The organism is Actinocrinis sp. (assembly GCF_035653575.1).
In the GTDB taxonomy this organism is placed as follows: domain Bacteria; phylum Actinomycetota; class Actinomycetes; order Streptomycetales; family Catenulisporaceae; genus Actinocrinis.
This window is the reverse complement of the sequence record NZ_DASRBQ010000009.1, coordinates 1-18,731: the sequence shown is the minus strand read 5'-3', so window position 1 is coordinate 18,731 and position 18,731 is coordinate 1. Positions and strand designations below refer to the sequence as shown.

The 18,731-nt window shown below is 71.0% G+C and carries 14 protein-coding genes and 1 pseudogene; 9 read left to right on the top strand and 6 right to left on the bottom strand.

The genetic code is table 11. From position 1 onward, the window contains the following. Positions 1-215: 215 nt before the first annotated feature. From VFA06_RS01485 to VFA06_RS01460, 6 genes are all read left to right on the top strand, one after another. On the top strand, positions 216-953 hold the full coding sequence (locus VFA06_RS01485; protein ID WP_324838506.1) for a response regulator transcription factor: 738 nt from the start codon (positions 216-218) through the stop codon (positions 951-953). A 129-nt stretch (positions 954-1,082) separates the two neighbouring features. Next, positions 1,083-2,735, top strand: coding sequence for a sigma-70 family RNA polymerase sigma factor (locus tag VFA06_RS01480; RefSeq protein ID WP_324838505.1), 1,653 nt, complete (start codon positions 1,083-1,085; stop codon positions 2,733-2,735). Positions 2,736-2,785: 50 nt separating this feature from the next. Then, positions 2,786-4,783 carry an APC family permease gene (locus VFA06_RS01475; RefSeq protein ID WP_324838504.1) on the top strand — a complete coding sequence of 666 codons (1,998 nt, stop codon included), beginning with the start codon at positions 2,786-2,788 and terminating at the stop codon, positions 4,781-4,783. A gap of 81 nt (positions 4,784-4,864) precedes the next feature. Next, complete coding sequence (locus tag VFA06_RS01470; RefSeq protein ID WP_324838503.1) at positions 4,865-5,344, top strand: OB-fold nucleic acid binding domain-containing protein; 480 nt, start codon at positions 4,865-4,867, stop codon at positions 5,342-5,344. 169 nt (positions 5,345-5,513) lie between these two features. Continuing rightward, a complete protein-coding gene (locus VFA06_RS01465) occupies positions 5,514-6,029 on the top strand; it encodes a VOC family protein (RefSeq protein ID WP_324838502.1) in 516 nt (171 codons plus the stop codon). A 213-nt stretch (positions 6,030-6,242) separates the two neighbouring features. Next, entirely contained in the window at positions 6,243-8,471 is a 2,229-nt protein-coding gene (locus tag VFA06_RS01460; RefSeq protein WP_324838547.1) for an ATP-binding protein, read from the top strand. 44 nt (positions 8,472-8,515) lie between these two features. Here VFA06_RS01460 and VFA06_RS01455 read toward each other — a convergent pair whose 3' ends face one another. The 4 genes from VFA06_RS01455 to VFA06_RS01440 form a co-directional block, all read right to left on the bottom strand. Beyond that, positions 8,516-11,035 carry a SpoIIE family protein phosphatase gene (locus VFA06_RS01455; protein ID WP_324838501.1) on the bottom strand — a complete coding sequence of 840 codons (2,520 nt, stop codon included), beginning with the start codon at positions 11,033-11,035 and terminating at the stop codon, positions 8,516-8,518. 289 nt (positions 11,036-11,324) lie between these two features. Continuing rightward, positions 11,325-12,233: a SigB/SigF/SigG family RNA polymerase sigma factor gene (locus VFA06_RS01450; RefSeq protein WP_324838500.1), complete on the bottom strand. Its 909-nt coding sequence runs from the start codon at positions 12,231-12,233 to the stop codon at positions 11,325-11,327. Between the two features lie 125 nt (positions 12,234-12,358). After that, positions 12,359-12,784: an ATP-binding protein gene (locus VFA06_RS01445; protein ID WP_324838499.1), complete on the bottom strand. Its 426-nt coding sequence runs from the start codon at positions 12,782-12,784 to the stop codon at positions 12,359-12,361. A 125-nt stretch (positions 12,785-12,909) separates the two neighbouring features. Continuing rightward, complete coding sequence (locus VFA06_RS01440) at positions 12,910-13,248, bottom strand: STAS domain-containing protein (RefSeq protein ID WP_324838498.1); 339 nt, start codon at positions 13,246-13,248, stop codon at positions 12,910-12,912. 373 nt (positions 13,249-13,621) lie between these two features. On the opposite strand from VFA06_RS01440, the gene VFA06_RS01435 reads away from it, so the two are divergent. The 3 genes from VFA06_RS01435 (at position 13,622) to VFA06_RS01425 (ending at position 17,397) form a co-directional block, all read left to right on the top strand. After that, positions 13,622-14,020 (top strand): WhiB family transcriptional regulator, encoded by a 399-nt coding sequence (locus VFA06_RS01435; protein WP_324838497.1) that lies wholly within the window; start codon positions 13,622-13,624, stop codon positions 14,018-14,020. Between the two features lie 168 nt (positions 14,021-14,188). After that, positions 14,189-14,932: a beta-phosphoglucomutase family hydrolase gene (locus VFA06_RS01430; protein WP_349260007.1), complete on the top strand. Its 744-nt coding sequence runs from the start codon at positions 14,189-14,191 to the stop codon at positions 14,930-14,932. Then, entirely contained in the window at positions 14,929-17,397 is a 2,469-nt protein-coding gene (locus tag VFA06_RS01425; RefSeq protein WP_324838495.1) for a glycoside hydrolase family 65 protein, read from the top strand. The genes VFA06_RS01430 and VFA06_RS01425 overlap by 4 nt, the downstream gene beginning before the upstream one ends. A 165-nt stretch (positions 17,398-17,562) precedes the next feature. Here the strand turns inward: VFA06_RS01425 and VFA06_RS01420 are convergent, their stop codons facing one another. Further along, on the bottom strand, positions 17,563-18,066 hold the full coding sequence (locus VFA06_RS01420; RefSeq protein ID WP_324838494.1) for a hypothetical protein: 504 nt from the start codon (positions 18,064-18,066) through the stop codon (positions 17,563-17,565). Between the two features lie 189 nt (positions 18,067-18,255). After that, positions 18,256-18,731 (bottom strand): annotated as a pseudogene (locus tag VFA06_RS01415) (hypothetical protein); the annotation flags it as partial.

Below are 18,731 nucleotides of genomic sequence, written 5' to 3'. Positions count from 1 at the left end.
CCCCACCCGCTCATGCTCTTGCGCGCGGGCACCGCGCGAAGGCCGCAGCGGGCGGAGACCGATGGGCGCAGCGAGACCAGCCGCAGGGCGCTGACCTGCGCACGAACGTGCGCACACGAGCGCAGAAAAAATCTCCCGGAAAAAGTGTTGGGGTTCCGGGCGCCCGCTCCTCTCACCGGTATAGGGCAAGTTCTCGATACCAGGAGGCGGTCGCCATGTCCCTCACCTCAACCATCGCGCCTGTCGCACCGTCAGCCACGCCGTCCGCCGCGCCGCTCCACCCTGCGCACCCGGTCGGCACCCCGACTTCGACGCAGCGTCAGTTCGCGGGCCGTCCGTATCGCATCGCGGTGCGTGTGCACTCGCTGGACCCGATCTCCGAGGCCGGGATCCTGGTGCAGCTGCGCCAGCGCCCCGAGCTGCGGATCGCGGAGGCCGGGGAGGCGGCGGCAGTGGTGATCGCGATCGCAGACGTCGTCGACGAGCCCGCGACGCGCTGGCTGACCGCGCTGCACCGCGCCGACGGCACTCCGGTCGTCCTCGTCGTCGGGCAACTCGACCCGCGCGCGATGGCCGGAATCGTCGGCTCCGGCGTGTGCGGGGTGCTGCGGCGCGCCGAGGCCAGCCCGGAGCGCGTCGTGCGCGTCGTGCGGGCGGCGGCGCAGGGCCAGGGCGACATGCCGCCGGACCTGGTCCGCCATCTGCTCGACCAGGTCAGCCTGCTGAATCGGACCACGCTCGAACCGCGCGGCCTGTCCTTCGCCGGGCTGACCGAGCGGGAGCGCGACGTGCTCAAGCTGATCGCGGACGGCCTGTCCACCCGCGAGGTCGCGATCAAGCTCGCCTACTCGGAGCGCACCATCAAGGCCGTGCTCCAGTCGCTCACCATCCGGCTGAACCTGCGCAACCGCACGCAGGCGGTGGCGTACGCGGTGCGCAATGGCTGGATCTGATCGGCGGTCGCCGCGCCTGCCACGGCCGGCGGCTCCTACGTGCTCGATTACACCAAGACGCGCTTATGTGACTCAGTCGTGTTCGACCGTGTGTTCCACTAAGCGCTCGGAACTCACTACGGTGTGCGCATGCAGGATCGGGACCTCGTCGCCGCGATCGTGGCGGGCGACCCGGCAGGACTGGCTGCCGCCTACGACAGATACGCCTCGGCGCTGTACACGTACTGCCGCTCGATGCTGCGCGACCCCGAGGACGCGGCCGACGCGTTGCAGGACACGTTCGTGGTCGCGGCGCAGAAACTCGACGGGCTGCGGGATCCGGATCGGCTGCGCCCGTGGCTCTACGCGGTGGCCCGCAACGAGTGCCTGCGGCGGCTGCGCGGCCGCCAGGGCATGGTCGAACTCGATCAGGCCGCAGAGGTGAGCGATGACGCCGTCGACGTCGAGGCGGGACTGCGCGAGGCAGACGTACGCGGCCTGATCTGGGCCGCGATCCAGGGCCTCAACCCGAGCGAGCGCGAGGTCTTCGAGCTCAACGTCCGGCACGAGCTGGAGGGCACCGACCTCGCGGCCGCGCTCGGAGTCTCGGCCAACCACGCGCACGCCCTGCTCTCGCGGGCGCGCGGGCAGCTGGAGAAGTCGCTGGGCGCGCTGCTGGTGGCACGCACCGGCCGGGCCGAATGCGCGGAACTGGCCGCGATCCTGGACGGCTGGGACGGCGAACTGACCGCGCTGCTGCGCAAGCGGATCAACCGGCACATCGAGCAGTGCGAGATCTGCGGCGAACGCAAGCGGCACGAGCTGCGGCCCGAGATGCTGCTCGGCGCGATGCCGCTCCTGCTGCTGCCGCCGGGCCTGCGCGCGAACGTCATGCACTTGGTCGGAGACGTGCTGCCGGGCTCCGGCTCGGGCGCAGGAAACGCCGGCTCGAACTCAGGGAACTCCGGTACAAGCTCCGGGACCGCCGGCGGCTCAGGAGCCGGCGGTCTCGAAAACCTCGGCGGCCTCGCGAACGGCGCTCTCGGCGGAGCGGCAGCGGCGAACCTGGTCGAATACTGCGCCCGCGTCGCCAAACGAGCCGAGCCGTTCAACCGCGACGGCTTCCCGGTGCCGCTGGACCGGCGCCGCAAACCGCTGGCCGCCGCACGCCGCAAGACGCTCGTCGCAGCCGCGATCCTGCTCGTGCTGCTGCTCGGGATAGGCGGCTACACGACGATGCGCTATCTCTCCCCCGGCAATACAGCGGCTGCCATTCCCACGCACAGCCCTTCGGTGATCGCGGTCGTGGACACCGGCGGCGGGTCCTCACTGCTCGTCGAGATATCGACCAGCCCGGCGTCCCCAAGCGCGAGCCCGAGCCAAAGTCCGAGCGCGTCCGCGAGCCAGTCGCCGTCACAGAGCCCGTCGATCATCGTCGTGCGGACCTCGGCGCGCCCATCGCGATCGCCGAGCCGGTCACCGTCCCCGAGCCCGCCTCCCCCGCCGCCCGGAGTGCTCATCGCCGACCCACCTTCTTTCGTGGCGTACAACTACGTCGGCCGATTCAACCTGACCGCGAGTGGCGGCGCGGTACCCGGATTCACCATCATCGCGCCGCCGCCGCAGCCGAACTACGGCACACCGAGCGCGTCCCCGAGCGTTGGCGGGCAGATGCAAAATGGCCAGGTCATCACGATCACCGTCTACGCGCCCGGGTACACGCAGGAGATCTTCACAGTGCAGCCCGACGACAATCAGCCGCCGATCTACGTCACCGCGTCGCCGTACTACCAAATCCCCTGACTCGATGATGCCGTGAGGCGCCTCGCGGTCAACACGATCGCGGGCTTACGATGCCCGGCGTGCCTTCACTCATGGGGATGACCAAGCGCGTCCTGGTCGGCCAACCGATGCGCAGCGAGATGCTCGGCGAGGCGACGCTGCCGAAGAAGATCGCGCTGCCGGTCTTCGCCTCCGACGCCCTCTCCTCCGTCGCCTACGCGACTGAGGAAATTCTGGTGGTGCTGTCGGCCGGCGGCCTCGCCTTCTTCCACTACACCTGGTACATCGCGGCCGCGGTCGGCTTCCTGATGCTCGTGGTCGTGGCCTCGTACCGGCAGAACGTGCACGCTTACCCCTCCGGCGGCGGCGACTACGAGGTGGCCACCACCAACCTCGGGCCGAAGGTCGGACTGACCGTGGCCAGCGCGCTGATGGTGGACTACACCCTCACCGTCGCCGTCTCCACCGCCGCCGGCGTGGCGAACCTCGCCTCGGCCATCCCCGCGCTCAACGCGCACGCGGTGCTCATCTCGGTCCTGGTCATCGCGGTGATCACACTGATCAACCTGCGCGGGGTGCGCGAATCCGGCACCGCGTTCGCGATTCCGACCTATTGCTTCGTCGCGGCGGTCGGCATCATGATCATCTGGGGCGTGCTGCGGATCGCCACCGGTCACCCACTTGAGTCGGAGAGCGCCCACTACCAGATCAAAGCAGCGGGCAGCTACGGCGGTCTGGCGCTCGCCTTCCTCCTGCTGCGCGCCTTCGCGTCCGGCTGTACCGCGCTGACCGGTGTCGAGGCGATCAGCAACGGCGTGCCCTCGTTCAAGCCGCCGAAGAGCAAGAACGCCGCGACGACGCTGGCGCTGCTCGGCGGGATCGCGGTCAGCATGTTCGCCGGCGTGACCGCGCTCGCGCTGGCCGCGCATGTGCACGCCGCCGACGCCGCGAACCTGATCGGCCTGCCGTCCGGGGAAACGCCGCGAACCGTCATCGCCCAGGTCGGCCGCTCCGTCTTCGGCGGCGCTTCGCCGCTGTTTTACATCCTGCAGTTCGTCACCGCGCTGATCCTGGTGCTGGCCGCGAACACCGCGTTCAACGGCTTCCCGGTGCTGGCCTCGATCCTCTCCCGCGACGGCTACCTGCCCCGCCAGCTGCACACCCGCGGTGACCGGCTCGCCTTCTCGAACGGCATCCTGCTGCTCTCCGGCTTCGCGATCACGCTGGTCGTCGTGTTCAAGGCCTCGCCGACCCGGCTGATCCAGCTGTACATCGTGGGCGTGTTCGTCTCCTTCGTGTGCAGCCAGACCGGCATGATCCGGCACTGGAACCGCCTGCTGGCCACCGAGAACGACCGCGCGGCGCGCAACCGGATGCTGCGCTCCCGCACGATCAACGCGGTCGGCGCGGGGATCACCGCGATCGTCCTAGCGATCGTGCTGGCCACCAAGTTCATGGCCGGCGCCTGGATCGTGGTGGTGGCCATGCCGCTGATCTGGCTGCTGATGCGGGGCATTCAGCGGCACTACTACTCGGTGTCGGTAGAGCTGACCCCGCCGCCGGACTACAAGGTCACCATGCCGAGCAACAACTACGCGATCGTGCTGGTCTCCAAGCTGCACCTGCCGACGCTGCGGGCCATCGGCTACGCGCGGGCCGCGCGGCCGAGCCGGCTTGAGGCGGTGACCGTCGACCTGGACAGCGCCGAGACCGAGGCGCTGCGCCGCGATTGGGAACAAAGGGACATCCCGATCCCGTTGACAGTGATCGCCTCGCCGTATCGAGAGATCACCCGGCCGATCGTCGACTACGTCAAGCGCCTGCGAACCGAGAACCCGAACGATATCGTGACCGTTTACATCCCCGAGTACGTACTCGGACACTGGTGGGAGCAGCTGCTGCACAACCAGTCAGCGCTGCGGCTGAAGGGCCGGCTGCTCTTTCAGCGCCGAGTGGTGGTGGCCAGCGTGCCCTACCAGCTGCGTTCGGCCGTCAGCAGGCAGGAAAGAGTGAAGCAGCAGATGCTGAACCAGACGCCCGCCACCAAGACCCCGTCGAAGAGCGGCTGAGCCCCCAGCGCCGCCGCCACCAGAGCACAACCGAACATTCGCCCCGCCGCCAGGACCAGTTCCAGGAAGGAGCCCGCGAGGATGCGAGCGCTCGACGGCACAGATACGGACCCGGCCGCATCAACCGGCCGCAGCAGCGATGCACAGCGCCCCGAGGCCGACGCCGGCGGCGGGCGTCCGCCGCGCGGCCAGGGCTCGAAGCTGCGGCGGCTGTTCTCCCGGCTGGCGGCGGATCCCGACGAGTTGCAGGCCGACGAGCTCCAGGCGGAGATCCAGGCCTCCGAGGCGATGCCGATCGGCCGGTGCCAGGACCGCGAGCAGGTGTGCCTTGTCGGCACGCTGCGCACGGTCACCTTCCGGCCGCACGCCGGCGTGCCCGCGCTGGAGGCCGAGCTGTGGGACGGCACCGGCACGGTGAACGTGATCTGGCTCGGGCGCCGGCACATCCCCGGCATCAGCCCCGGCCGCACGATCAAGCTGCGCGGCCGGATCACCACGCTGCGCGGCAACCGCGCGATCTACAACCCGATCTACGAGCTTCGCGCCTCGGCCTCCGACTGATCCGGCCGCTAATCTGACCGCTGATCCGGCCCAGCGCCGACCGGCGGGACCGATCAGCGGCGGCCGGCAAGAGCGGCGGGCGTTTGAATTGTGCGAGTAATCGCAGCCGCGGCGTATGAATGCCGCGAACGCGGCGCACACGGCGGCGTTCCTGAGTTTCACTGACGCTATGCCGACCCCTCGGCCGCTCGCCGCCGATTCCCCGTCCGGCGGCGCCGGCTCCACGACCGCGGCGGTGTCCGTGCGCGCCGTCGCGGTCGGGCCTGCCGATTCCAGCCCCGCCGACTGCGACGCTGCCGATTCCGACAGTGCCGGAACGCTGCGTGGCGGCCAGGCGGTGCCGATCCTGCCGAGCGGTGACCTCGATCGGGCCCTCGCCTGCTACCGCTACCTCGGTTTCACGGTGCTCGGCCGCGCCGCCGACTATCTGCGCCTCGCCCTCGGGCCGGTCGAACTGCACCTCTACCTGGAGCCGGCGCTCGACCCGCTACGCAACGGCTCGGGCTGCTATCTGCGCGTCCCGGATCCGGCCGCGCTGCGGGTGGCATGGAGCGACGACGGCGTGAACTGCCTCGATCTGCCGGACACCGCCGCGTACGGGACGAGCCTGTTCGCGGTGATCGACTCGGACGGCAATACGCTGCGCATCGGGCCGTTGCGTGAAACTGGTGTTCACCCCGCGTAATCTCCCGGCCTTCGATCACCGCGCGCGGCAACGATACGGTTGCCGCGCGTTAAAGGTATGGACTGACCGCTCGCTCGATGGCCGAGCGGGCCGTTCCGGCGGATATAGTGCGATCAGGACGTCGCGGCCGGGAACCACCCGCGCGGCTCTATCTCAGAACACTGGGATCGCTGTCCCGGCACGCCGGGGTTCCCCTGGAGGTCCGCCTTGGCAGTGGTGCCCGACCCGCGGTTGGCGCGGCTTCTCGCCGCGATGCGGGCGGTACGGGACGGTGACCTGGGCGCGCGCGCCACGGTCACCGGCGACGACGAGCTGGCCGAACTCGGCCAGCTGTTCAACCAGCTGGCCGAGCACAATCAAGCGCTGGCCGACCAGATCGCCGGGCTTTCCGGCGCCGCGGCCCTGCGCCGGCTGACCGAGTCGGCCTCCGCTACCGCGGTCGCCGCGACCGGCGCCGCCTCCGCGTCAGGGTCCGCCTCGCCCGGCTCTGCCTCGCCCGGCTCTGCTTCCCCCGGCCCCGCGTCGGCCGGACCGACCACGCCCGCCGCCGTCGCGACCGCGACCGGCACCGGCACCGCCGCCGCGGCCACCACTGCTGCCGCAGCCACCACCGCGGCGAGGCAGCTCGCACAGATCGAGCAGGCCAGGCTCGAGCTCAACGAGCAAGCCCGGCAGCTGGCGGTCGCCTCGCGGGCCAAGGCCGAGTTCATGGCCAACATCTCGCACGAGCTGCGCACCCCGCTCAGCAGCCTGCTGATCCTGGCCCAGCTGCTCGCCAGCAACACCGAAGGCAATCTGACCCCGCGCCAGGTGGACTTCGCCCGCACCATCCACGGCGCGGCCCAGGACCTGCTCCAGCTGATCAACGACCTGTTCGACCTGGCCAACGTCGAGAGCGGCCGGATGGCCGTGCACACCGACCGCATCTCCGTCGACGCCCTGGTCACCCGCGCGGAGGCGGAAGCCAGGCCGCAGGCCGCGGAGAAGGGCCTCGAACTGATCGTGCAGGTAGCCCGGGACGCGCCGGAGAGCATCGACTCCGACGAGCAGCGGCTCCAGCAGATCCTGCGCAACCTGCTGTCCAACGCGGTGAAGTTCACCGAGCGCGGCACGATCACCCTGGAGGTCACCCGCGACGCGGTGGACCCGGCGCTGCTGCGGTTCGCGGTGCACGACACCGGGATCGGCATCGCGCCGGACCGGCACGAGGCCATCTTCGAGGCGTTCCAGCACGGCGACAGCGTGACCGGGCGACGCTTCGGCGGCTCAGGACTCGGCCTGTCGATCAGCCGCGAGCTGACCCGGCTGCTCGGCGGCGAACTGCGTGTGAGCAGCACGCCGGGCCAAGGCAGCACCTTCACGCTCACCGTGCCGATCGAGTCGGCTACTTCGGCCCGCGAGAAGGCGCAGACTCCCGGCCGAACCCGCTCGTCCGGGCAGAGCGGTACCGCGACAGGGGGCTCGGGCGCCAAGAAGGCCGCCGCCGCGCGCAACGGCGGTCCGGCCGAGAGGGGGGCCGACGGCGCCGCGGACGCGTCCGGCCAGGCCGACCTCGCCGAGGCCGCCGCGTCCGACGATCAGACCGACCTTCTCTCGCTTGGCGTCGAGACGCCGCAGCCGACCGCAGTCGTCCTCATCGTGGAGCCCCAGGCGGCGCGGGCGATGCAACACGCGGCGCGCACCGCGATCGACGGCCTGGGCAGCATGCGCGGCCGCGTCGACCTGCTCACCATGCCGGAAGTCACCCCGCGTGAGATCGAGCGGGCGCTGACCAGCCAAGAGGTTGTCAGCGTGGTGGTGAACCTCAGCATGCCGCCCGCCGAGGTGCAGACGCTGCTCGCGACGGTGGCCCGCCTCGACCCGACCGTCCCGGTACTGGCTTACGAGGCCGGCGCGGGCAGCGGGACGACGGCGCGCCTGGCCGCGCTCGGCAGCGTCCGCGGGCTCGAAATCGTCGGTTCGCGCGCGCAGGCCGTCGAACGCCTGACGCTGCACCTGCTCACCGCGCTGCCCAACCCGACGGCCGAGATGACGCTGGCCACCGAGCCCCCGCAGTCCGGGATCCGGTTCAACGGCGAGAAGGTGCTGGTCGTCGACGACGACGTGCGCAACGTCTTCGCGCTGGCCAGCGCGCTGGAACTGCACGGCCTCTCCGTCGTGCACGCCGACAACGGCCGGCAGGGCATCGAGACGCTGTTGCAGAACCCGGATATCAAGCTCGTCCTGATGGACGTCATGATGCCGGGCATGGACGGCTACGCGGCCACCGAGTACATCCGCAGCCTCGAGCAGTTCGCCGACCTCCCGATCATCGCGGTGACCGCCAAGGCGATGAGTGGGGACCGGGAGCGCAGCCTCGCCGCCGGTGCGAACGCGCACGTGCCCAAGCCGGTCGAAGTGGACGTGCTGCTCGCCCTGATCCGCTCGATGATCTCCGACTGAGCGGTTGCGGACCGCGCGGCCGCCGGGCTGCCGCGCGCTAGCACTCAGGTGAACCGGACGGCCATGATGCAGGTGTCGTCGTCGGTGTCGGACTTGATGCGTTGCAGGATCCGGTCGACGTACACCTCGAGGTCCGGATCGACCGTCGAAGCCTCGGCAAGCAGACGCCCCAGGTTCTCGTCGGGACTGTGCCGCCGCCGCTCGATGAGGCCGTCGGTGTAGAGCAGCAGGATGTCTCCTTCTTCCAGCGCGACGGTCACCTCCTCGTACTGGCTGCTCGGGTCCACGCCGAGCATCGTGCCCGCGGGCCGCGGGATGGTAGCCGCCCGGCCCCCGCGTACCAGCACCGGGCTGGGATGTCCGGCGTTTGCGATACACAGCTGCCGGTCGGCCGGGTCGTAGAGGGCGGCGCAGGCGCTCGCGAGCGTGAAGTTGGGCAGCGAACAGGTCACCGCGTTGAGCCAGCCGAGCAACTGCTCGCTGTCCGCGCCGGTGAGCGCGAGTCCGTGCAGCGCGTGGAAGAGCTGCGCCATGGCCGTCGCGGCGGCGAATCCGTGCCCCGCGATGTCGCCGACGGTGAGCAACAGCCGGTTGTCCGGCAGCGGCAGAATGCCGTACCAGTCTCCGCCGAGGCCGGCGCCCGGACTGGCCGGCCGGTAACGCGCGGCGATCTCCAGACCGGCCGAACGCGGCACACGCACGGGCTCGACCGGCATGATCACCTGCTGCAGCAGGGTGGCCAGCTGCCGCTCTGACTCGGCCCGGCTGCGCTGCGCGGCCAGCTGGATGTGCGCGATCTCCAGCGCGGTCTGCGCCCGGCGCTGCTCGGTGACGTCCTGCACAGTGCCGAAGACCGAGCTGACCGAGCCGCCCTGGCCGAGGATCGGCTCCCCGGCGATGCGCACGTGCCGGACCGCGCCGTCCGGGCGCACCACCCGGAACTCACCCTGCGCCTGCCGGCCTCCGCGCAGCAGGGTGCGCATGAGCCGGTCATGCTCCAGCTGGTCGTCGGGATGCACGGTGTAGGGCGGCCGGTCCTCCGGAATCGGTCCGGGCGGGGTGCGCGAGCCGAAGGCCATCAGCGCCTCGGGCGACCAGTGCACCTCCCGGGTCGCCGCGTCCCACTCCCAGGAACCGGTCTCGGCCATCCGGCGCAGCCGCGCCGCCACGGCCTCCTCGTCGCCGCGCTGCTCACCGGCCGGGCGCAGCGCAATGTAGAGCAGCGATTCGGCCAGCCGGGTGGCACTGATCGAGATGGTACGGCTTCGGTCTCCGTTCTCCCCCGGCCCGAGGTAAGTGTGCGCGGGGTCGTGGAACGGCGTCCCGGTGATCAGCACCTCGCGCAAGGCGTCGAAGGCGCCGGAGGTGGCGATCCACGGCAGCGACTCGGTGAGCCTGCGGCCGACCGGGTCCGGGGCCGCCACTCCGCCGGTGATCAGTTCGCGGGCGGCCCGGTTGAGCGCGATGACCCGCAGTCCGCCTATCGAACCGGCCTCACTCTTGCCCGGCTCTTCGGGCTCGCCCCGCTCTCCCCGGGTTCCGCCGCTGCCGGAGTCACGCCCGGACTCCATCGGCGTGGGCGCGACGAGCAGCACGGGCTCCCACGTCGCGTCGACGATCTCGCGCAGCTGGTCGAGCGCGACCGCGTCCTCCAGGGCCGCGCGCCGCTCCGTGGGCTCGGTGGCGAGCCGGCGCGCCCGCACCACCGCCTGCGCGGCGGACTCGATCAGCGCGACGATCTCACTGCGCACGTCGGTGGTGAACGCGGTGTTCGGCGGCCAGCCCACCTCGACCGCGCCGATGAGCCCACGGCCGATGCGCAACGGGACAGCCACATGCAGCGGATTCGGCGCGGATCCGCCGCCGCCGGCCGGTCCGAGCACGTATGGCGCGCGAAACCCTTCCTGCTGTCCGATCGTGACGACGGTGTCGGCCCAGGTGGCGGTCTGTTCCCGGATGCAGGCGTTGAGCAGGCAGTTCATCTGCGGCGGGATGCGCCGCCACTGGCTGACCACGCGCAGCGGCAGACCCGCGGAGCCGATCAGTTCCAACGCGCCGTCCGGCTCCAGCAGCGCGATCGCCGCCGCCACGGCGCCGGACCAGGCCAGGGTGTCGCCAAGCAACAGCCTGGCCAGCTCGTCACCGTCCCGGCTGCGCTGAAGCCTGGCGATGCCGGGGCCGTAGACCGGGACGGCCTCCTCGATCGGCGCCCGGGTGCGCGCCTGGGTCTGCTGGCCGACCAGCTCCCCGGCCACCTCGAGCAGGTCCCGCCCGGACCGCCGTTCGATCTCGAGCAGCTGGTCGAAGGCTTCTTTCGGATCGCACTCCAGCCGCGCGACCAGCACCCCGATCGCCTGGTCGATCAGCCCGTGTTCGAGGAACCTGGCTTGGAGCGCGGCCTCGGCGTGCCGCTGCTCCTCGATGACCCGGGCGAGCACCTCGACGGGCGGAATCAGCCCGGCGCGCTGCGCCTGCGGGCCGGGCTGCGGCTCGGCCGCGCGGTCGCGGTCAGGGGGCGTGCTCGCGGCGGACGCGTCACGCTGCGCGTCGCCCGATTGAGCCATCTCCCCTCCCCTTCCAGGGCTGATAGTGGGTGCCGATCCGTTGCATTATGCAGGACGAACGTCTGCTCGGGCAGCGCGCGCGCTCCAGTCCGCCCGGAGTTTCCGGGGGCGGCTTGGTGGCGCGTCCGGAACGGTTATATCAGCGTCCGCATAACGGCCGCGCGGCGGAGCCGGTGGGGGCGGCGCGGCCGCCCCCGGCCCTTGCTGCGAGCTGAGCCCGCGCGAAAGCGCGCCAGGCCGGTCGCGCCGTCCGTATCGGCGCGAACCGGCCTTAAGCGCGGGCCCCGGCCTACTCGAAGCCCGCTCGCAGGTCTTCGAGGATCCGGGTGAGCAGGCGGGAAACCTGCATCTGGGAGACGTGCAGCTCCTCACCGATCTGCGACTGCGTCATGCCGCGGAAGAAGCGCATCATCAAGATCCGCTTGTCCCGCTCGCCTAGCTTGGCCAGCAGCGGCTTGAGCACCTCGCGGTTGACCACCGCCTCGAAGCGCGGGTCCTCGCCGCCGACGAACTCGGCCAGGCTGGCGCCCTCGGCGGCGTCGACGCGCACCGGCCGGTCCAGCGAGGCCGTGGTGTACGCCGAGGCCGCGTCCATCGCCTCGATCACTTCTTCCGGGGTCGCCTTGACCTTCTCGGCCAGCTCGGCGACGCTCGGCGAGCGTCCGAGTTCCTGGGTGAGCGCCTCGGTGGCCTTGCGCAGCGCGCTGGAGAGCTCCTGCATGCGGCGCGGCACGTGCACGTCCCAGGTGGCGTCCCGGAAGTACCGCTTGATCTCGCCCATGATCATCGGCGTGGCATAGCCGAGGAAGCCGGTCCCGTGGTCGGGGTCGAAGTTGTCCACCGCCTTGACCAGACCGAGATAGGCGACCTGCACGAAGTCCTCGACGACCTCGCCGTGTCCGCCGTAGCGCGCGGCTATCCGACGGGCGTAGGCCATGTGGTCTTCAATCACTTCGGCGCGCAGCCGCTCCCGCTCCGGATCGCCCGGCGGCAGCTTGCGCATCCGGTGGAATATGCGCATCGTCTCGGCGCGCCGCTCGGCGTGCGGGGAGACGGGGGCGTTGCCGGGAGGCGAAGTGTTCGCGCCCGCGTCGCCCGATGATTCGTTCGCTTCGGCCGTCGCCTCTATCGCGTCCGGCACGGCGTCAATCACGGCGTCGCCGTTCACCGGGCCGTCGTTAACGAGTCCGTCGCTCACAGCGCCGACGTCCGGTCTGGCCGCGCCTGAGCCGGACGGCCGCGCTTTCGGCCGCCCGGAGCCGCGCGCCGCCGGGTCGGCCCCTGGCTGCTTATCCTCGACATTCACCGTTTCCGCCCGGCCCATCAGCTGCCTCGCACCGACAGGTGCTTGACCAGGGTGAGCCGGGCGACGCTGCCCTCCGACTTCCAGGTCAGCTCGTCCACCAGCGCGCTGAGCATGATCCAGCCGATGTCGTCGACGTCCGGCTCGATCGACGACTCGGCCGGGGCGCTCACGGTCACTGAGAGCGATCCCGGCTGCTCCTCGAAGCGGCACTCGAGCAGCTCGCCGGCCAGGCCGAAGCCCGGGACGAGCAGGAACAGCCCGCAGGCCTCGTCCACCGCGAGCCGCAGGTCGGTCAGCTCGGCCACGGACAGCCCGAGCCTGGCCGCGATGTGCCCGGCCACCGACCGGACCAGCACCACCTGCTCCCGGTCGGCCGGGATCGACAGCACCACGGTTCGCGGACCGGGCAGCGAATCGGGTCCGGCCGGGTTGTCCTCGTGCATCGCTCTGCTTCCCTCCGAATTGCCCGCAGTCGAATCGGTGTGTTGCGGAAAGTGGACGTTCGCGGATCTCGATGGCGGTCCGCGTGGGGCTCGCGCGCCGGCGGTCCGGCGCGGCGGCCCTGGACTCAGCCTGCCAGGGCCTCGTCGACCGTGTCGCGGGTCTGCAGGTGATCGCCGGTGCCGGCCAGGTCGAGCACCCGCTGCACCGCCTGCTGGGGTGCGACGAGCCGGAACGCGGCGCCGCCGGAGGTGGCCCGGTTGCCGGCCTGCAGCAGCACCCGCAGGCCGCTGGAGTCGAGGAAGCTGATCTCGGTCCCGTCGAGCACCACGACCGTCTCCGGCGCCAGCAGCGGCTCGAGTTCGGCCCACAGCCGGTCCGCGGTGGCCAGGTCGAGCTCGCCGCGCACGGTCACCACGTACCGGCCCTGGCCCGAGTCCCCGACACTGACGCCAAAGCGGTCCATTGGTGCAATCCCCTTGTATTCGTGGTCGTACGACATGGACCCCCGGTGTCCACCATACTGCCGGCCGGCCGACGCGTAGGTTGGCCGGTCGACTGACTGGTCCGGTCGGTCGGTTACCGCTTCGGTGCGGCCGCTTATTGGCACACGTCTCACCCTTACTCAGTCGAGCGTCCGCTCCTGCTAACCGCTATTCGCACGGGCAAACCTCTTCGCGGCCCCCGAATCGCGCCGGACGACGGTTCCCGGCGCCGTGAACCGGTGACTGGTACCGAATCGTGGCATTCACTGCACGACATCGGCGGTTTGCGACCGCGCGAAACGGAGAGTTCGGCGAGGGTCCCGCCTCGTTCGCACTCCTGGGAAGGAGCACGCCATGCCCCCGGTCCAAGCCCCCGAGCGCATCCGCCTTTCAGCGTCGGCCGTCGCGGCGCCGCCTGAGGCGACCGCCCGCCCCGCCACGCGCGCCGCCCGCCCTCGCAAGGCACCGGTCCCGTACCCCATGCCGGACGACGACTGGCAGGAGCGCGGCGCGTGCCGGACCGCGAATCCGTCGCTGTTCTTCGCTCCCGACCACGAGAGCAACCACCAGCGCCGGTTCCGGGAGACCGCGGCGAAGGCGATCTGCGCGCACTGCCCGGTGCGTGCCGTGTGCCGGGCGTACGCGCTGCAGACCGGGGAGCTGTACGGCATCTGGGGCGGCACGACTGAGCGTGAGCGGATGCGGGCGAACGCGAACCCGCGCCAGGCGGCCGCCGCGAGCGTCCGGAAATAGGCTGCAACAAAAGGGCGGTGCCGGTGAGCCACAGCGCCGCCGGCGACGTTTTACCGCGCCCGGCCCGAAGGACACGAAGGAGCCTCCACCGTGACCACATCCGATGCCGCCGGTTCGTCGAGGAGCGCCGACCCGTCGGCGCAGACCGCCCAGCCGGACGCCTCCGGAATCGGCCTCGATCACTCGATCCGGGTCTGCCTGTTCGATATGGACGGCGTGCTGACCAAGACGGCGACCGTGCACGCCTCGGCCTGGAAGCAGACCTTCGACGCGCTGCTACGCGCGCTCAGTGCGCGCGACTCGCGTCCGTTCGAGCCGTTCGACGACGTGAAGGACTACGAGCAGTACGTAGACGGTAAGCCGAGGGCTGACGGGGTGCGCTCGTTCCTCATGTCGCGCGGCATCGACCTGCCTGAGGGCAAGCCGGATGACCCGCCGACCGCTGAGACCGTGCAGGGCGTCGGCAACGCGAAGAACGAAGCGTTCAATGAGCTGCTGCGTACGCAGGGTGTCGAGCGGTACGAAGGCTCGGTACGTTACGTACAGGCCGTGCGCGCTGCCGGTCTGCGTACCGGCGTGGTCACGTCGAGCGCGAACTGCGACGCGGTGTTGGAGGCCGCGAATATGGCAGACCTCTTCGACGCCACCTTCGACGGCAACGACCTGCGCGAGCACAACCTGCTCGGCAAGCCCGCCCCGGACAGCTACCTCGCCGCCGCGCGGGCGCTCGGGGTCGAGGCCGCGCAGGCCGCGGTGTTCGACGACGCGCAGGCGGGAGTGCAGGCCGGCCGGGCCGGCAACTTCGGCAAGGTGATCGGCGTGGACCGGCTCGGGCAGCGCGAGGAGCTGTTCGCGCACGGCGCCGACGTCGTGGTCACCGACCTCGACCAGCTGCTGGCGGCGACCCGGTGATCGAGCATCCTGTCTTCCAGACCGAGCCGTGGTGCTTGCGCGAGTCGAAGCTCGACCTTGACCTGCTGCCGCATTCCGAGTCGCTGTTCGCCTTGTCGAACGGGCATATCGGCTGGCGCGGGAATCTGGACGAGGGCGAGCCGCACGGGCTTCCCGGCGCGTATCTCAACGGCGTGTACGAGCTGCGCCCCCTCCCCTATGCCGAGGCGGGCTACGGCTACCCGGACTCGGGCGAGACCCTGATCAACATCACCAACGGCAAGCTCATCCGGCTGCTCGTGGACGACGAGCCGTTCGATGTGCGGTACGGGAAGCTGCACTCGCACGAGCGCGCGCTCGACCTGCGCGCGGGCGTGCTGCGCCGCGAAGCCGAGTGGGAGTCCCCGGCCGGGCGCACGGTGCGGGTCCGCTCGACGCGGCTGGTGTCGCTGACGCAGCGTTCGATCGCAGCGGTCTGCTTCGAGGTCGAGGCGGTGGACGGCCCGGCCCGGGTGGTGGTGCAGTCGGAGCTGATCGCCAACGAGGAACTGCCGCCGGCCGCCGCCGATCCGCGCGCCGCCGCGGCGCTCTCCTCGCCGCTGCAGGCGGATCTGCACGAGGAGTTCGGCGACGAGCAGATCACCATGGTGCACACGGTGCGTCGCAGCAAGCTGCGTGTCGGGGCGGCGATGGGCCACATCGTCGATGGGCCGGAGAGCACCCGCAGCCGGGCGGTCAGCGAGGCGGACCTCGGCCGGTACACGGTCGGGGCGCTGCTGCAGCCGGGCCAGACGCTGAAGCTGATCAAGTTCGTCGCCTACGGCTGGTCGGCCACCCGGTCGCTGCCCGCCGTGCGCGACCAGGTCGACGCGGCGCTCAGCGCGGTGCGGCAAACCGGCTGGGAGGGGCTGCTCAAGGAGCAGCGCGCCTGCCTCGACTCGTTCTGGTCCTGCGCTGACGTGGAGATCGAGGGCGATCCGGAGATCCAGCAGGCGGTCCGATTCGCGCTGTTCCACCTTTACCAGGCGGGCGTGCGGGCGGAGCAGCGGGCGATCCCGGCCAAGGGGCTGACCGGCAGCGGCTATGACGGGCACGCCTTCTGGGATACCGAGACCTTCGTGCTCCAAGTGCTCACGTACACGGCCCCTTCTGCGGTCGCAAACGCGCTGCGCTGGCGGCAGAGCACGCTGCCGGTGGCGCGTGAGCGGGCGACGCAGCTCGGCCTGAGCGGCGCGGCCTTCCCGTGGCGCACCATCTCAGGGCAGGAATGCTCCGGTTACTGGCCGGCCGGCACCGCCGCCTTCCACATCAACGCGGACATCGCCGACGCCGTGCTGCGATACCAGCTGGCCACACACGACCAGGGTTTCGAGCGCGAGACCGGGCTGGAACTGCTGGTGGAGACGGCGCGGTTGTGGTGCTCGCTCGGGCACTTCGACGGCGCGGGGCAGTTCCGCATCGAGGGCGTCACCGGTCCCGACGAGTACAGCGCGCTGGCCGACAACAACGTCTACACGAACCTGATGGCGCAGCAGAATCTCGCCGCCGCCGCGGACGCCGTGCAACGCGATCCCGACTGGGCGCACCAGTTCGACGTGACCCCGGACGAGGTGGACCACTGGCGCGCCGCGGCCAAGGGCATGTTCGTGCCCTACGACGAGACGCGCGGGGTGCATCCGCAGGCGGAGGGCTTCACCGAGCACGAGTTCTGGGACTTCGAGAGCACGAAGCCGGACCAGTACCCGCTGCTGCTGCACTTCCCCTACTTCCAGCTCTACCGCAAGCAGGTGATCAAGCAGGCGGATCTGGTGCTTGCGCTGCACCTGCGCGGTGACGCCTTCGACCACCGGGACAAGGCCAGGGACTTCGAGTACTGCGAACCGCTGACGGTGCGCGACTCGTCCCTGTCCGCGTGCAGCCAGGCGGTGATCGCGGCCGAGGTCGGACATCTGCGGCTGGCCTACGACTACCTCGGCGAGGCCGCGCTGATGGACATCGACAACCTGGAGAAGAACACCGCGGACGGCCTGCACCTGGCCGCGCTCGCGGGCAGCTGGATCGCGCTGGTAGCCGGATTCGGCGGGATGCGTCACCGGGAGGACGGCCTGTTCTTCGCGCCGCGCCTGCCCGCGGGCTGGGACCGGATGACCTTCCGGCTGCTGCTGGACGGCAGGGTGCTGACGGTAGAGGTCCGCAAGGATCAGGCCACGTACACGCTCGCCGCGCAACCGACCTTCGGGCCGCAGGCGGCGGCGGACTCGGTGCCCGAACTCTCGCCGCGGCCCGAGCCGGCGGCGGGCGACGGAGCGGACGGGCAGTCGCAGGCTTCTTCGGATGCGCGGACCGACGGCGTCCGCCTGGAACTGCGCCACCACGGCACCAAGCTGACCGTCCGGGCCGGGGACTCGGTCAGCGCACCGATTCCGGAGCCGGTGGCCCATCCCGCGCCCAAGCAGCCGCCGGGCCGGGAGCCGCGCCGCCGCTGAGGCGGCAGCGGCGGGCTATCGCGAGACGACAAAGGGCGACCGACACGAAGCGGCCGAGCCGATCGGGTGAAAGGCTCGGCCGCTTCGTGTCGGTCGCGTCGAAGGCTTGTCGTCGAGGGGCTGGTCGAGCGGCTTGCGGCCGCGGCGGGGCGGGTTGCCGGAATATCAGTGGTCGTCGAAGTCGGAGGCGTCGAGCCGCATGCCGGAATCGACCCCCTCGTCCGCCTCCGCGGCGCACACGGCGCGTCCGGCCGAGGAGAGCCAGATGCGGTTGGCCAACGCCACCGTCTCGCGCTCCTCGGCGGCGACGGCGAGCAGTTCCTGCTCCTCCGCCACCACGTCGAGCAGCACGCGCGCCGCCTCTGCGCTGCGCCGCTCCTGATCCTTGGCGCGCTCCAACTGCTGTTGCGCCCGCGCCAGGCCCTCGAGATCGCCGATGCGCTGTTCCTCGCGCACCAGGATCTGCGCCGCCTGAACGGCCGCATGGGCGGAGGCGACTCCGAGCTCTGTCACGTGCTGGACCCGGGCGAGCTCCTCGCTCCAGACTCGGCAGACCTCCTGCTCGGCCTCTGCGACAGCCTGGTCCCGCGCCGCCCGGCCGAGTGCGCGAAGATACTCGTCCACGGCGGCCGCCGTGCGGCCCCTGCTGTTGCGCCCGATCTCACTCACCCGCTCGCCCCTTGCTCCGCGATCGCTCGGATCGCCGTCGGCTGACCAGGTCTTCCGGATGCCCGGCGCGTCATATTCGAAACGCCGCGGCCACCAGGATCGTTCACCTGGACCGGGATCGAGCGCGGTTGATGAAAGGAGCTGAGGTTCAGCGTTCGCAGGGGCCGTCGGCCTGTGCGTACCGCGCGATCACTCGCCGCTGCCAGAACGCTTTCCACGGCGGCGGATCACCGCTACCAGGCCGATGATCGCCGAACCGACGGCCGTTTCGCGTGGGTGCTTCTTGACGACGTCGACGGCGCGGCTCCCCTTCTCGCGCACCGGAGGCGGAGTGGAATGCCGGATTCGCCTGGCCAGTTCGCCGGCTTGCCGGGTGATGCGCTCCTTGGCCTGCGCGGCGCGGGTCTGGGCGTCAACCGCCGTCCCCTCCGCGGCTTCACCCGCGAGGATGACCCGCTGCCCTGCGGCCTCGCCGACATGGGCGACCCGCTCAGCCGCCGCTCCGCCGACCTGAGCGATGCGCGCGGCAGCGACCTCGCCGACGTGCGCGACCTTGTCGCCTGCGGCCTCGCTCACCTGAGCGACGCGTTGGCCGAGCCGTTCGCCGACCGCGGCGATCGACCCCTTGGGCAGGCCGCCGCGCTGCGCCTCGGTTTCTGCTTCTG

What these genes read in the sequence shown, in the direction of transcription:
- VFA06_RS01485 (WP_324838506.1), top strand. Translation starts at nt 216, where the DNA reads ATGTCCCTCACCTCAACCATCGCGCCTGTCGCACCGTCAGCCACGCCG.
- VFA06_RS01480 (WP_324838505.1), top strand. Translation starts at nt 1,083, where the DNA reads ATGCAGGATCGGGACCTCGTCGCCGCGATCGTGGCGGGCGACCCGGCA.
- VFA06_RS01475 (WP_324838504.1), top strand. Translation starts at nt 2,786, where the DNA reads ATGCCCGGCGTGCCTTCACTCATGGGGATGACCAAGCGCGTCCTGGTC.
- VFA06_RS01470 (WP_324838503.1), top strand. Translation starts at nt 4,865, where the DNA reads ATGCGAGCGCTCGACGGCACAGATACGGACCCGGCCGCATCAACCGGC.
- VFA06_RS01465 (WP_324838502.1), top strand. Translation starts at nt 5,514, where the DNA reads ATGCCGACCCCTCGGCCGCTCGCCGCCGATTCCCCGTCCGGCGGCGCC.
- VFA06_RS01455 (WP_324838501.1), bottom strand. Translation starts at nt 11,035, where the DNA reads ATGGCTCAATCGGGCGACGCGCAGCGTGACGCGTCCGCCGCGAGCACG.
- VFA06_RS01445 (WP_324838499.1), bottom strand. Translation starts at nt 12,784, where the DNA reads ATGCACGAGGACAACCCGGCCGGACCCGATTCGCTGCCCGGTCCGCGA.
- VFA06_RS01440 (WP_324838498.1), bottom strand. Translation starts at nt 13,248, where the DNA reads ATGGACCGCTTTGGCGTCAGTGTCGGGGACTCGGGCCAGGGCCGGTAC.
- VFA06_RS01435 (WP_324838497.1), top strand. Translation starts at nt 13,622, where the DNA reads ATGCCCCCGGTCCAAGCCCCCGAGCGCATCCGCCTTTCAGCGTCGGCC.